At 55.4% G+C, this 14,365-nt stretch carries 9 protein-coding genes; all 9 read left to right on the top strand.

Translation table 11 applies throughout. The annotated features are described in order from the left end of the window. Positions 1 to 14: 14 nt before the first annotated feature. The 9 genes from D7M11_RS21505 to D7M11_RS21465 all read left to right on the top strand — a co-directional run bounded on the left by D7M11_RS21505 (position 15) and on the right by D7M11_RS21465 (position 14,220). Positions 15 to 1,487: a rhamnulokinase gene (locus D7M11_RS21505; RefSeq protein ID WP_120749325.1), complete on the top strand. Its 1,473-nt coding sequence runs from the start codon at positions 15 to 17 to the stop codon at positions 1,485 to 1,487. A 65-nt stretch (positions 1,488 to 1,552) separates the two neighbouring features. Next, entirely contained in the window at positions 1,553 to 2,311 is a 759-nt protein-coding gene (locus D7M11_RS21500) for a DeoR/GlpR family DNA-binding transcription regulator (protein ID WP_120749324.1), read from the top strand. Positions 2,312 to 2,692: 381 nt separating this feature from the next. Beyond that, complete coding sequence (locus D7M11_RS21495; protein ID WP_120749323.1) at positions 2,693 to 4,822, top strand: ABC transporter transmembrane domain-containing protein; 2,130 nt, start codon at positions 2,693 to 2,695, stop codon at positions 4,820 to 4,822. A gap of 163 nt (positions 4,823 to 4,985) precedes the next feature. Further along, positions 4,986 to 6,386 carry an MFS transporter gene (locus D7M11_RS21490; RefSeq protein ID WP_120749322.1) on the top strand — a complete coding sequence of 467 codons (1,401 nt, stop codon included), beginning with the start codon at positions 4,986 to 4,988 and terminating at the stop codon, positions 6,384 to 6,386. A gap of 179 nt (positions 6,387 to 6,565) precedes the next feature. Then, positions 6,566 to 7,657, top strand: coding sequence for an AI-2E family transporter (locus D7M11_RS21485; RefSeq protein WP_120749321.1), 1,092 nt, complete (start codon positions 6,566 to 6,568; stop codon positions 7,655 to 7,657). Positions 7,658 to 7,741: 84 nt separating this feature from the next. After that, the gene (gene cls, locus D7M11_RS21480; protein ID WP_120749320.1) at positions 7,742 to 9,181 is read left to right on the top strand and encodes a cardiolipin synthase; all 1,440 of its coding nucleotides are present in this window, start codon (positions 7,742 to 7,744) and stop codon (positions 9,179 to 9,181) included. A gap of 172 nt (positions 9,182 to 9,353) precedes the next feature. Then, entirely contained in the window at positions 9,354 to 11,087 is a 1,734-nt protein-coding gene (locus tag D7M11_RS21475; protein WP_120749319.1) for a sensor histidine kinase, read from the top strand. Beyond that, positions 11,062 to 12,567: a response regulator transcription factor gene (locus tag D7M11_RS21470; protein ID WP_120749318.1), complete on the top strand. Its 1,506-nt coding sequence runs from the start codon at positions 11,062 to 11,064 to the stop codon at positions 12,565 to 12,567. The genes D7M11_RS21475 and D7M11_RS21470 overlap by 26 nt, the downstream gene beginning before the upstream one ends. A 321-nt stretch (positions 12,568 to 12,888) precedes the next feature. After that, positions 12,889 to 14,220, top strand: coding sequence for a glycosyltransferase family 39 protein (locus D7M11_RS21465; protein ID WP_120749317.1), 1,332 nt, complete (start codon positions 12,889 to 12,891; stop codon positions 14,218 to 14,220). Positions 14,221 to 14,365: the final 145 nt, after the last annotated feature.

Raw genomic sequence — 14,365 nt, 5'->3', positions numbered from 1 at the left:
AAGGTGATGCCATTATGGCGAGCATTCTCGCATACGATCTCGGCGCCGGCAGCGGCCGGGCGCTGCTCGGCCGGCTGACGGACCGCAACATGGTAACGGAGGAGCTTCACCGCTTTCCGAACGATCCGGTGCAGGCCGGGGGGCGGTTGTACTGGGATATTCTAAGGCTGCTTCACGAGATGAAGGCGGCGCTGCTCAAGGCGAAAATCAAAGGAGACATCCCGGTCAGTTTCGCGATCGACTCGTGGGCGGTTGACTTCGGTCTGCTCGGCGCGGACGGGGAACTGCTCGGCAACCCGTACCATTACCGGGATTCGCATACGGACGGTTTGATGGAGAAGCTGTTTGCGAGCATCCCGCGCAGCTACATTTTCGCACGCACCGGCATTCAGTTTTTGCCTTTCAACACGATTTACCAGCTTGCCGCGATGAAGCAGGCGAACAGTCCGCTGCTGAGGGAAGCGCGGCGGTTTCTGATGATACCGGATTTGCTGCGTTACTTTTTGACCGGTGAAACGATAAACGAGTTTTCCAACGCGACAACGACGCAGCTGTTCAACCCGCTTGCCGGCGGGTGGGATACCGAGCTGCTGGAGCGGATCGGCATTTCCGCCTCGCTCTTCGGTCACGTCGCTAAGCCCGGCGATTCGGCCGGGCAACTCCTTCCGTCAGTAGCGGCGGAGCTCGGCATCGGGCAGTTGCCCGTTATCGCGGCAGCGGAGCACGACACCGGTTCGGCCGTGGTGGCCGTGCCCGCGTCCGAGCGCTCGTTCGCCTACTTGAGCTGCGGGACGTGGTCGCTAATGGGGACGGAGGTGCCGCAGCCGGTTTTGAGCGAGCAAGCGCTGGAGCTGAACTTTACGAACGAGGGCGGTGCCTACGGCACGTACCGGCTGCTGAAAAACATTATGGGCTTGTGGATTTTGCAGGAAACGAAGCGGGAGTGGGAGCGGGACGGCAGAACGTACTCGTATGAGGAAATGCTGGCATCAGCCGAGCGGGCGCCAGCCTTCGCCGCCTGGATCGACCCTGACGATCCGCGGTTCCTTGCCCCGGGCGGCATGACGGAACGCATCGCGGCCTACTGCCGGGAAACCGGTCAGCGTTCTCCCGAAGGGACGGGAGCCGTCGTCCGTTGTATTTTGGAAAGTTTGGCGTTAAAATACCGCTATGTGCTTGAAAAAACCGAGCGTCTGTCGGGTCAAAGCTTCGGAGGCCTGCATATGGTCGGCGGCGGTATTCACAATACGCTGCTGTGCCGCTGGACGGCGGCGGCCATCGGCAAGCCGGTATGGGCCGGTCCGGCGGAAGGGAGCGCGATCGGCAATCTGGCGGTGCAGTGGATTGCAAGAGGGGACTTCTCCGATATATGGGAAGCCCGCTCGGTGATCCGCGACTCGTTCCCGGTCGTCACCTATGAACCGGCCCGCCGGGAAGCGTGGGAAGACGCGTACGGGCGATTCCAGTCGCTCGCAGGACTCGCTTGACCTTCCGGAACAGAGTACGGCTATCTTAGGCCTTGCACTAAACTTCGATTGAAAGAGGGAACGCTATGCTGGTCGCGGAGCGGTACGAGAAAATTGTGCAGGTGGTGAGCGAGAGAGGCAGCGTCCGGGTAACGGAGCTGAGCGAACTGTGCAACGTAACCGAAGAGACGATTCGCCGCGACCTCGACCGGCTGGAGCAGGCCGGCAGGCTTCGCCGTTCGCACGGCGGCGCGGTGAGCGTCAAGGACGCGCAGCCGGAAATTCCTTATTTCGAGCGCGAAGTGACGCATGCCGAGGAGAAGCGGCGTATCGCCGAGGAAGCGATCAAGCTGATCGCGCCGAACGAGCGGATTATTTTGGACGCCAGCTCGACCGCCTGGTATATGGCCGCGCAGCTGCCGGACATCCCGCTTACGGTACTGACCAACTCGATCAAGGTGGCGACAGAGCTCGCTTCCAAAGAAAAAATCGAAGTAATCTCGACCGGCGGCATACTCGCTTCCCGTTCTCTCTCCTATGTAGGCCCGCTCGCGGAGCGGTCGCTCGGTTCGTATTATGTCGATAAAGTGTTTTTGTCCTGCAAGGGCGTTCACCTGGAGCGGGGAATCAGCGAACCGAACGAGCTGCAGGCGCGTGTGAAGCAGCAGATGATCGGCATTGCGGACCAAGTCGTTCTGCTCGCCGACTCCAGCAAATTCGGCTCGCAAGCTTTTACGTTTGTCGCTTCGCTCGATCAGGTCGACACGCTGGTCACCGACCGGTATATCAGCGGCGAGATGATGAACCAGCTGCAGCAGCTCGGAATCGCAGTAACTACGGCGTGAGGAACGGATGTAAGGGAAAACCGAAAGCGAAGGGAAGTCTCCGGACGGCGTGATCCGCTCCAGGAGGCTTTCTTTTGTTTTACTGCTAGAATTCATAAGTTTCGGGGCTCCCCGCAAAGTATTTGGAATAATCTATTCCCCCGAAAGTGACGTAACAACTGTAGCTTAATCCGATTACTTTCGGGGGAGCCCCCAGCTTCGAAGCCTTGGCTCCACTTTGTGGGGTTATTTCCGGACTGTTCTGTTATTTACCGTACGGTGAAACTCATGTATGCTAGAAAGAACAACGGTTCGCAGTTTGCCTGCGGCTACTGAATACAGGCGTATTCCGTGACGACGACACGGGTACAAGGTTCCGAGGAGGCGGCGATTAAGCGGTCCATGATAAGTAAAATAGTTCGATACGCTTCCGCCCATAAATGGCTTTCCGTGTTCGTCATTTGTGGCATCCTGCTCGAAGTCGCCTACACGATGGTGTCCCCGCTCAGCCTGAAATACATGATCGATGAAGCGTTTACGCCGAAAAATGCAGCATTGTTCGTACTGATTCTGACGATTATGCTGGCGAGCGGACTGATTAGCGTCGGCGCCGGCATCGGAGGCGACTACTCGCTGTCCCGGCTGAGCGGACATATCGTCGAGCGGATTCGCAGCGGCTTGTTTGGCCAGATGCAGAAGCAGGCTCCCGAGTTTTTTGCCGGCTACCGGTCCGGCGACATGATTACCCGCTTTACATCCGATATAAGCGCGATGGAACGTCTCATCTCGTTCTCGTTTCCTTATACGTTGAAGGAAGGCATCGGGGGCGTCGTAGGGCTTGCCCTCTTGTTTCAATTGCAGTGGAAGCTGACGCTGGCGATGATAGGCGGCACGCTGCTGGTTTTTATCGGCCCGCGCTTGCTTCAAGGCCGCGCCGAACGGTTCAATCGGCAGGTGAAGGAAGAACAGGAACGGTTCGCGAATACGATCGACGAGCATCTGAAGGGTTACAAGACGATTCGTGGACTCGCGCTGCAAGCGGTGATGAAGCAGCGTGCCCATGCCCATATCCGTTCGCTGTTTACGCTGGGCCTGCGGCAAAGCTTGACGAATTCGCTGCTCGAGCGGCTGCCCGTTACCGGCCTGCTAGGGTTGAACGGCATTATGCTTGGTTATGGCGGCTATCTCATTTTCCAGGACGAGCTGTCGATTGGCAGTTTTGTAGCTTTTCTGACGCTGTTTATGAGCTTTGGCACTTCGGTGTCGAATTTGGCGATGGTCCTTCCGCTCGTGATCGAAGCGAAAGTGAGCTATAGCCGCATCGATGAAGTGATGCGGCACCGCCCTTCGGTCGAGGAACCGGAGCAGCCGGTCGCGCTGCCGCCCGTTTCGCGGGAAATCCGTTATGAGGGGGTCAGCTTCGGCTACACGGATGATGCAGCCGCCTTGAGCGATATCGAGCTGAATATTCCAGCTGGGAGCTTGACGGCGTTCGTCGGGCCGAGCGGTTCGGGCAAAAGCACGGCGCTTGAGCTGCTGCTCCGGTTCTACGATCCGAAGCGGGGGCGAATTACGCTGGACGGCGTCGATCTGCGGGACGTCGGGGAAGCCGAGCTGCGCGGGCAGATGAGCGTCGTGTTTCAGGACACGTTTCTGTTCAACGACACGATCCGGCACAATCTGCTCGCCGGCGCGGATACGGCAACCGAGGCGGATATGATCCGCGCGGCCCGGGAAGCGGCCATCCACGAGACGATCCTGAAGTGGAAGAACGGCTACGATACGGTCATAACCGGCCAGGGAGGGAGCTTGTCCGGAGGCCAAAGGCAGCGGTTATCGATCGCCCGGGCGCTGATTCGGAGGCCGTCGATCCTGCTGCTGGACGAAGCGACATCCGCGCTGGACCCGGCTACGGAAGCCGACATTAACGAGCTGATCACCGGGATGAAGGGGCAGCGTACGATTGTGATGGTTACGCATCGCCTTTCCTCGGCTCAGCAGGCGAATCCGATCGTCGTATTCAAGGACGGTCAGGTGGTGGAAGCGGGCAGTCACGAAGAGCTGCTTGGCCGGGACGGCTTGTACCGGGAGATGTGGGATAAGCAGAATGGATTTACGCTGTCCGGCGACGGCTTTCACGCGAAAATCGACGGCAAGCGGCTCAGTCGTCTGCCGTTCCTGCAAGGAATCGATATGGAAGCGTTGGAGTCGGTATCGTCGTTATTCGCCTCGGAAGCGTACGTTTCCGGTCAAACGATCGTCCGCGAAGGCGACGAAGGCGACAAGCTATACATCATCGTTCGCGGAACGGTAGCGATTACGCGAGGGGGCGAGAAGGTGGCGACGCTGCAGGACGGCGATTATTTCGGAGAAATCGCTTTGCTGCGGAATATCCCGCGAACGGCAACCGTCACGGCGGTGGAGCCGACGACGGTGCTCTCCTTGAGGCGAAGCGGCTTTACCGAGCTGACGAATCAATACCCGCAGCTGCGCGAAACGGTGGAGAGTACGCTGCTATCCCGCTTGAAATAAACCAGTGTGCTTTAAAGCCATTCTTCTATTAAAATCCGATTCGCATCCGTTCGCGGGTGCGAATTTGTTTGCGTTTTTTAAAATAAATTAACTATACATACAAGTTTAAAAAGTTTATAATGTAACAAAATCGCGGAAACAAAGATGATAAGGTGGGACGTACATGGAACCAAAGTTATTAAGCCGGGAACAGCAAGCCGATAAGCTGCTGCGCGTACTGGTATTTACGCTGATCCTATCTGTCATGAACGCTTCGATGTTTAATGTGGCGCTGCCTGTCATTCGGGCGGAATTCGATCTGACGCCGTCGCAGGTTGGCTGGATGCTGACCGGTTACATGATCGTTTACGCGATCGGTTCGGTTACGTTCGGCAAGCTGGCGGACAAATACAGGCTGAAAGATTTGCTTACGTACGGCTTGATCGCCTTCGCGCTTGGCTCGGTCGTCGGGCTGGCCGCTACGGAGTTCTGGATGGTTATCGCCGGGAGACTGTTTCAAGCTGCCGGGGCGTCGGTCATTCCCGCTACGGCGATGATCGTGCCGGTCCGTTACTTTTCGCCGGAGAAGCGCGGGCGGGCGCTCGGCACGACAGCGGTCGGTTTGGCGCTCGGCGCGGCTCTCGGGCCGATCGTTTCCGGAGTAGTATCGGGGCTTGTCAGCTGGCGGTACTTGTTCGCGCTCTCGATTCTCGCCATTTTCGTATTGCCGTTTTTCCGCAAATATTTGGACAATGAGACGGGAACCGCGCGCAGTATCGACTACTTTGGCGGCTTGATGCTTGCCGGTACAGTAGCGTCTTTGCTGCTTGCGATTACGAAGAGCAGCCTCCTTCTGGGCGGGCTCGGGGTTTTGCTGCTGCTGCTGTTTTTGCTGCGAATCCGCACCGCCGCGGAACCGTTCGTGCAGCCGGCCATTTTCCGCAACAAATCGTATACGCTCGGGCTGTGCATCGCCTTCGTGCTCACGGGGCTGAATTTCGGTTTGCCGTTTATGGCCCCGCAATTTTTGGCGGCACTGAATCATTTATCGCCGCTTGCCGTCGGGTTCGTCCTGTTTCCTTCGGCGATATGCGCCGCCTTGCTCGGAAAAAGAGGGGGCAAGCTGGCCGACGAGAAGGGCAACCGGTATTTGTTTGCGATTGCGTCCGGTCTGATTATGCTTAGCTTTGCGGCGCTGTCGTCGGTTGTCGGCATGTCTGCGGTCTGGATATCCTGTTTTATGATTTTCGGCACGGTGGGACAATCGTTCATCCAGATCGCGATGTCCAACACGATATCGCGCACGCTGACGAAGGAGCAGGTCGGCGTCGGTATGGGCATATTCGCGATGTTGAACTTTATCGCCGGCGCAACGTCGACGACGCTGATCGGCAAGGCGCTCGACGCCGAGTCCGCCGGCTTTCGGCTGAATCCGTTCGCTCCGGGGGCGGGGCTGCTGTACAGCAACATTTTGGTGCTGCTGCTTGCGCTCGTGATCGTTGTGACCTTCGTTTATTTCTCGCAGTTCCGTTCGCCGTCCGCCTCGTCCGTTCCCGCTCGGCAAGCAAGCGTAAGCGGCAAATAAGCGGCGGCTAACGCATCGCCAATCGCAAGAAGCGGCAATAACCCGTCGTACGCTCTCCGGAGTTTTGGCGGGTTTTTGTTTTTCGCTTGCCGGGTTCGTTTAATTAGCTCCGGTTACCTGTTATAATGAAAGCGACATAGGCTTTATCTTCGTGAGTTGAGAGAGGTTGGTGAGATACGGTGCCACAATCGAAATTTTTCCGTATCGGATACGGCATACTTCTTGTGTTCCTGATCGTTTGGGTCGGCGTGAAAATCAGCTTTATTTTTTACCCGCTAAAGGTGCTTGTTCAGACGTTGTTTTCTCCGATTCTCATCTCCGGTATTTTATTTTATTTGTTTCGTCCGCTGGTGAATTTTCTTACTGAGAAAAAGCTGCCCAAATCGCTTGCGATTCTGGTCGTTTATTTGTTCTTCGCGCTGCTGATGACGATTATCGTCATATTCGTCGCTCCGGTGCTGAAGCGGCAGTTTACCGAGCTGATTAACAGCATGCCGGGGCTGATTCAGACCGCCATCAGCAAAGGCCAGGAGCTGACGGAGAGCGAATGGTTCACGCGGTTTACCGAAAGCTTCAACGTAGATTTCGACAAGCTGTCGGAGAAGGCGTCCGATTATCTCGTAATCGGGCTGAATCTGCTCAGTTCGAATTTCAAGACGGTCATCGGCTTTGTGGCCAACGTCTTTTTTCTGGCCGTTACGGTTCCGTTCATCTTGTTCTATCTGCTCAGGGACGGGGATAAAATCCGCGACGGCCTGCTGAAGCTGCTGCCGCAAACGCACAAAGGAAGCGTCAAGCAAATTTTGTCCAAAATGGACGAAACGGTCAGCCTGTACATACGCGGACAAATTATCGTCGCTTTCGTCGTCGGGGTGTTGTGCCTGCTCGGCTATTTGATCATCGGCATCGATTATGCTTTCCTGCTGGCGCTTGCTGCGATGATTACGAACGTCATTCCATACGTGGGCGCTTTTCTGGCCGCGGTTCCGGCCATTCTGGTCGCGATGGTCGATTCGCCGTTTATGGTCGTGAAGGTCATTATCGTATGCATCATCGCCCAGCAAATCGAAGGCAACCTGATCTCCCCGCAAATTATGGGCAAGCAGTTGGAAATTCACCCGCTTACGATTTTGCTGCTGCTGCTTGTCGTCGGCAGTCTGGTCGGACCACTCGGCATGCTGCTGGCGGTTCCTGTGTACGCCGTCGCCAAAATCATCGTCGTTAATTTGTACGGCTATTTGCAACTGCGCTTCAGGCCACCGGAGGAATAAAAGCCGAGACGGGGTGCGTCCCGAACCGTTCCGGATATTTCCCCGGAAATTTCCGTATACAATCGCTTGGAGGATTATGCCGTCATGTTCACGCTGCAAAACTTGTCATCGCTGCTTTTTTTGTTTAATCTGCTGTTTGCCGCCACCGTCATTTTTCTCGAACGGCGCAATGTCGGCGCGACCTGGGCCTGGCTGATGGTGCTGTTTTTGCTGCCCGGCGTCGGGTTCATTTTGTATTTGTTCCTGGGGCAGAACCTCAGCCGGCGTAAAGTATACAAAATCAAGGAGGACCAGCGCGAGTTCATCGAACATCTGGTCGAGCGGCAAAAGCGGGAAATCCGGCACATTCATTTCCACGATCCCGCCATGATCCACTACCAGGATATGATCTACATGAATCTGTGCAGCGGGCGGTCGCTTTACACGCAGGATAATCATGTGGACATTTTCACGGAAGGAAGCGGCAAATTCGAGGCCTTGTTCGAGGACATCCGCGGAGCGAAGCATCATATCCATCTGATGTATTACATCGTGAAGGATGACGGGCTCGGCCGCAGGCTGATCGAAGAGCTGGCCGCGAAGGCAAGGGAAGGCGTGCAGGTTCGCTTCCTGTACGACCCGATCGGCAGCTCCGCGCTGAAGAAAAAGTACTTTCGCTCCTTCATCCAGGCCGGCGGGAAAGTGGCGGCGTTTTTCCCTTCGAAAATTCCGTACATCAACTTTCGCGTCAATTACCGGAATCACCGCAAGCTGGCGATCATCGACGGAACTTGCGGCTTTATCGGCGGCTTGAACGTGGGCGACGAATATTTGGGGCTGGACAAGCGCTTCGGCGATTGGCGGGATACGCATCTGAAAGTATGCGGCGGCAGCGTGTTCCAGATGCAGATGCAGTTCGTTCTCGATTGGAATCTGTCGTCGGTGGAGCAAATCTCCGACATGACCGCCTATTTCCCGGCGGCAGTGCACCCGGGTAAGGTAGGCATGCAAATTGTAGCCAGCGGGCCGAACAACGAGAAGGAGCAAATCAAAAAAGCGTATATCAAAATGATTCACGCCGCGAGGCAAAGCGTCTGGATTCAAACCCCGTACTTCGTGCCCGACGAAAGCTTGATGACCGCGCTCAAAATGGCCGCCCTCTCAGGAGTGGACGTGCGGCTCATGCTGCCGGGCACGCCGGATCATCCGCTCGTTTATTGGGCTTCGACCTCGTATTTGGGCGAGCTGCTGTCGGTCGGGGTGAAATGTTACTTGTATTCCAAAGGGTTTCTGCACGCCAAAACGATCGTGGTCGACGGCCGGATCGCTTCGGTGGGAACGGCGAACATCGATCTGCGCAGCTTCAAGCTGAATTTTGAAGTGAATGCCGTGTTGTTCGACACCGATACCGCCACTAAGCTGCAGCGCATTTTCCTGGACGATCTGATGAACAGCGAGCTGCTAACAGAGGAGAAGTACCGCAACCGGCCGCTGTACAAGCGGTTCCTCGAATCGTGCGCGCGTTTGCTTTCGCCTATTTTGTAAGGAGCGATTAAGGTTATAGGCTGCAAGGAGAGGATCGGGACCGCCGTATTGGCGATTCCGATCTTTTTGCTGCTGGCCCGGTATTCGCGGAAGCACCGAGGTACAAACTGTTTTACAGTTTTGGCAGGTCGGTGTTAAAATGCGGATATCCGGTATAAAGGAGCCGTAAGCGATGCTGCAAAAGTGGAGTTTTCCGACCCGTTTGTTTGCTATTTATTCGCTAATCATCATTCTGGTCGTTCCGCTGTCCAATTTCGTGCTGTACCGGTACTATAAGTCGATCGCTTATCAGACGCTGTCCAGAGCGTTCGATCTGGAAGTGAACACACTTGCCGAGCAGCTCGATAAAGTCATCGTTGCGGCGGACAGCCTGGCGGTGAATACGCTGGCCAATCCGTCCATCGAGAATTGGATGAAGGAGACGCCGGATGCGAATTCCAACAGCAAAGTGATTAATATTTTCAATAAAATGAGGCTTGATCTGGATGTGGACCCAGACAGCTTCAACCGGATCTCGATCATTAAAGATTCCGGGACGTTCCTTACGTTCGGCGCTTCGTCCTTAAATAAAGATCAGGCGAAAAAAAGAATAACCAGCTTGACGTGGTTTGACGATGTCGAGAACAAGCCGATGCTCGTCCTGCCCCCGCACCGCGACGACTGGGATTCCAAAGGCAAAATGATCGTGTCCGTCATTCGCGGCGCCGTCCCCGGCACGGTCATTGAAGTGCAGATTCCGTTCTCCTACATGGAAGCGATGCTTTTCAAAGGAAACTTTACGACGAACGGTAAACATGTCACAGTGTACGACGATAACGATGAGATCATTTATCCGTCCGAGGAGAGAGTTATGCCTTCCGGCCCTTATGTGACCGCGGAAAGCCGATTCAGCCACGGAGGGTGGCGGATTGTCGTCGCCCAGCCGATGGATCTGCTGCTGAAGCCGGTGAGGGAAACCGGATACTGGATGGCCGCGATTGCCGGAGGACTGTCGCTTGCCTCGCTCACGATGATTTATTTTTTTACGGCGAGGACGACGAGGCCTCTTGTCCGGCTCAGTCATGCGATGGCGCAATTGCCCGGGGATGAGAAGACGAACGTCCAACTGGCCAGGCTGTTCGCAAATGTGGACGGCAAAGAAACGCACAATGAAGTCGTTCATTTGTATCATTCGTTCAGAAGCATGCTGGAGCGGCTGGAGGAGTCCAAGCAGCTTGCCGTCGAGGCGCGGTCCCGGGAGCTCCAGGCGCAGTTTTTGGCGCTTCAGGCACAGATGAATCCGCATTTTCTGTACAATACGCTAACCTTGATCGGCATGCTGGGGATGGAGGACGGCAACGATGAAATTCCGAAAATTACGGGCGAGCTCGTCCAGATGCTCCGCTATATTACGTATGACAGCAAGGAACTGGTAACGCTGAAGGAGGAAGTTGACCACGCGCTCTGCTATCTCGATATTATGAAGATGCGCTACCGGGATCATCTTTCCGTTCAGGTAAGCCTGTCGGGAGATTTGAGCGCGATTCGGGTGCCTAAGCTCGTCGTACAGCCGTTCGTGGAAAATTGCGTCAAGCACGGCTTCGCGGGCAAAAAATATCCCTGGCGCATCGAGCTGGCCGTTGCCGTGTCGGAGTCCGGCTGGAGCGTCGGCATCCGCGACGACGGGGGAGGCTTCGGGAGCGACTTTTTGCAGCGGTTCGAAGCGAACCGGAACCGCTCGGGGGCGTTCGATCTATACGCGCAAAGCGGCGGGCTTGGGGTGATGAACACGTACGCGAGACTGCATCATACGTTTGGTGACAAGCTAACTTTCGTGCTGTCGAATGGCGAAGCCGGAGGAGCCTCCGTAAACTGGGGCATGAAGACGGGAGAAGACGCGGATGCTGAACATATTGCTCGTGGATGACGAAGTGGCGCTGTTGAACGGATTGAAGAAGCTGATATTGAAAAAGGGGGCCGATCGTTATGCCGTCAGAGAGGCGTACGACGGTGTTGAAGCTCTTGATCTGATGCGGGAGTTCGATCCCGACATTCTCCTTACCGACATGAGAATGCCGAGAATGGACGGACTGTCGCTGATCCGCGAAGCCAGGAGCAGGAAGCCGGGATTGCTGACGGCGGTCATCAGCGCTTATTCCGATTATGAATACATCCGGGAAGCGCTGCTGATGAACGCAACGGACTATTTGCTCAAGCCGGTGACGGCCGGTGCTCTCCATGAGCTGCTCGAAAGGCTGGAGGAGCGGGCCGGACAGCAGGCCAGACGGCAGGAGCAAGACGCTATCGGCGCGCTGCTGCGCGGATTTCCGGCGGACAACCCTCCCTCCTTGCTGAATGGCTTGAAGGTTGCGCTGCTGCTTGTCTGTTTCGGTCCTTTCCTGAACGGGGGGGCCGAGCTGTACCCCGATGACGGGCAGCAGCTGTCGGCGCTGCTGGACGAATGCTCCGCAGAGAGCGGAAAGCCGGAACAGCGCATGTGGATTGTGAGCGGGGAAAGGCCGAACGAACGGTTCGTGGCGCTGGCGGCGGACGGATCCGAGGCGGACAGCCGCTTCCGGACGTTCACAGACAAGCTGCAAAGCGCGATCAAAAACCGAAAGAAGCCCGTTACCGTAGTGGCCGCCTCCGGCCTGACGCTCGGCCAGCTGTACGATGCGGGCAACCGGATGCGCAAGGAGCTGCTGCGCGTTCTAGTATTTGGCAAATCGAGCCTGACGTTTTTGCGCGAGTCCGGTCTGAGAAAAGCGGAGACACCGCGCAAGTTTGCTGGTGAAACGGCAAAGGTCATGGAAGTGATCGAGCAGCGGAGATTCGATCTGTTCGCCGATGAGCTGAGCGCCCTCATGGCAAGCTGGGAGAGCGAAGAAGCGACCCAGTATGTCATCCAGCAGACGCTGTTCCGCATTTTGGCCGAGCTTGGAGACCGGGGACTGGAGCGGCAGATCGATCTGGAAATGCTAGTCTCGCATTCGCTGGGTTATGCCGAGCTGAGGCATCACGTTTCGCTGTTGTTTCACGAGCTGTTCGATTCGCCGGAACAGTCGGTCAAGTCCGTCCAAGTGCATACGATTGTCGGACAAATCGAGGAATATTTGAAGACGAACTACCGGCAAACGATTACTTTGCAAAGCTTGTCGCACGAATTCGGCCTCGTCCCCAACTATTTAAGCGTGCTGTTCAAACGAGAGCTGGGCCAGACGCCTCTCGAATATTTGGTGGAATTCCGGATCAAAGAAGCGAAGCGGATGATGGACGAGCGGCCGGATTTGCTGCTGAAGCAGGTGGCGAGCGTAGTAGGCTACTCCGATCCGCTGTATTTCAGCCGGGTGTTCAAAAAGATCACCGGACAATCGCCGTCCGAGTACGCCCAATCGAGACTGCGGTAAGCATTTTATTGGAACTATCACTCAGCCCGTTTCCGGCCCCGGAAGCGGGTTTTTTTGCACTTTCAAGGGGTCCCCGCAAAGTAATCAGAATGCACCTCGAAGCTTCTCGTCACTTTGTGGGGAAACAGTATGTAATCGTCCATATACAACTTCGATTTGTCTATTTTCCCAGTAAAAGCCGCCGGATATAATGACTGCAAGCGCTGTCAAACAGATGCGATCCTTTTTTCAAGTTTCGGGGCTCCCCGCAAAGTATCTGGAATAAGCTTCGAAGCTTGGGCTCCACTTTGTGGGGTTATCTTAGAATAGGGTGTGTTCTCTATGCATCGGCTTTACGCGACGTACAAAGATCCGGTGATCCGGCTGATCCGAAAAATTGCGGTCCAAGACTGGCTGATCCTTATCCCGTTCGTGCTGCTGTCACTCAAGGTGAGATTGAACTATTACTTTTTTCTCGCTTCTCCGGGACAGAGCTTTCCCACATCGGATGATTCCAAATGGTATCTGGCCTATGCCCAGAAGCTGATCGAGGGTAAAGGGATCGGCACCGGAATGAATGATCTGATGTATCTGGGCTATAATCTGCTGCTTACGCTGCTGATGTATCTGTTCAAGGACCCTGTGAAGGTGCTGTTCATTCAGGCACTGGTAGCCGGCCTGAGCGTCATACTCGTCTACCACATCGCGCGTTTGTTGTTCAACCGGCTCACCGCCATCATCGCTACTTATTTGTTCTGCTACGAGACATGGGCGATTACACTGTGGTCGACGTATATTTTGGCGGACAGCTTCTTCATCAGCCTGCTGCTGCTCTGCGTTTACTTGATGCTGAAATGGCGGGAGACGGGCAAAAGGCTGCATATGGCCGCTTTCATTGCATCCGCCGTATATTTGGCGCTATTCAAGCCTACCGGGATCATGGCTTTGGCATTTATGGGTCTATACCTTATTATCAATCTCCGTAAAGGAGTGCTCGGAGCGTTCGTCAAAAAACGCTGGCTCCCGCTGGCAGGCGGGGCGGCCGCCATTGTCGCCATCGAATTGGTTTTGCTGCTGGCCGGCAAGCTAGACACGCTGATCGCTTCCATGCAGTTAAACGCCAAAATGGTGTTGTACAACATTTACGCCAAAGGCTGGGTTTTCGACAGAGCTTCTGCGTTCGACCACCCGTTCAAGCCCAATTACGACATCGACGTTTTGAACAGTCTTGTGGTCAGCTTTATCGTCAACAATTGGGATCACGTTTCTGTCCTGTATATGAAGCGGATGGTCGCCTTTCTCGGCAGATGGGCGATACAAACCGACTTGACGACGATACGCGGGATCGCCAAATTCGGCATCAACATGATCCCGACGGGGCTGTTCCTGTTCGGAATCGCCGCGGCCGCTTGGAACGGTCTGTTCCGGAAAGCATCGATTATTTGGCTGCTCGTCCTGGCGGTGTTGTCGTTCTGCATCGTATTTTTCATCGATAGCATGTACAGGTACAAGGCGCCTGCAGTTCCGTTTATCGTGATCGGAGTGGCTTACGGTGCGGATAGCGCCTTCCGTCTTCTCTGGTTCCTGGCGAAAACGACGGTGCGAAAGCTGCTTTCGCTGCGAGAAAGAGGCAAATCGTCATACGCCCCCGGAGGACTTGCCGAGGAGCGTTGAAAGGAAAGGGGCTTCGATTAAACTGGTACCCATACTCTGGACACTTAGAAAAAAGTGTTTAGTGTAGGGGTACCTTTTTGTATACTGGAATTAACAGTGGGGGCGAGCACATGAGTAAAAAACACTTTAACGAAACCGAGCGGGC

It is taken from the genome of Paenibacillus ginsengarvi (assembly GCF_003626695.1).
GTDB classification, from domain to species: domain Bacteria; phylum Bacillota; class Bacilli; order Paenibacillales; family NBRC-103111; genus Paenibacillus_AB; species Paenibacillus_AB ginsengarvi.
The sequence above is the reverse complement of the archived record's forward strand: the minus strand, read 5'-3'. Positions and strand labels throughout refer to the sequence as shown.

Excerpts from the sequence above, each read along its gene's own strand:
- D7M11_RS21465 (WP_120749317.1), top strand. The coding sequence starts at position 12,889 with ATGCATCGGCTTTACGCGACGTACAAAGATCCGGTGATCCGGCTGATC.
- cls (WP_120749320.1), top strand. The coding sequence starts at position 7,742 with ATGTTCACGCTGCAAAACTTGTCATCGCTGCTTTTTTTGTTTAATCTG.
- D7M11_RS21490 (WP_120749322.1), top strand. The coding sequence starts at position 4,986 with ATGGAACCAAAGTTATTAAGCCGGGAACAGCAAGCCGATAAGCTGCTG.
- D7M11_RS21475 (WP_120749319.1), top strand. The coding sequence starts at position 9,354 with ATGCTGCAAAAGTGGAGTTTTCCGACCCGTTTGTTTGCTATTTATTCG.
- D7M11_RS21495 (WP_120749323.1), top strand. The coding sequence starts at position 2,693 with ATGATAAGTAAAATAGTTCGATACGCTTCCGCCCATAAATGGCTTTCC.
- D7M11_RS21470 (WP_120749318.1), top strand. The coding sequence starts at position 11,062 with ATGCTGAACATATTGCTCGTGGATGACGAAGTGGCGCTGTTGAACGGA.
- D7M11_RS21500 (WP_120749324.1), top strand. The coding sequence starts at position 1,553 with ATGCTGGTCGCGGAGCGGTACGAGAAAATTGTGCAGGTGGTGAGCGAG.
- D7M11_RS21505 (WP_120749325.1), top strand. The coding sequence starts at position 15 with ATGGCGAGCATTCTCGCATACGATCTCGGCGCCGGCAGCGGCCGGGCG.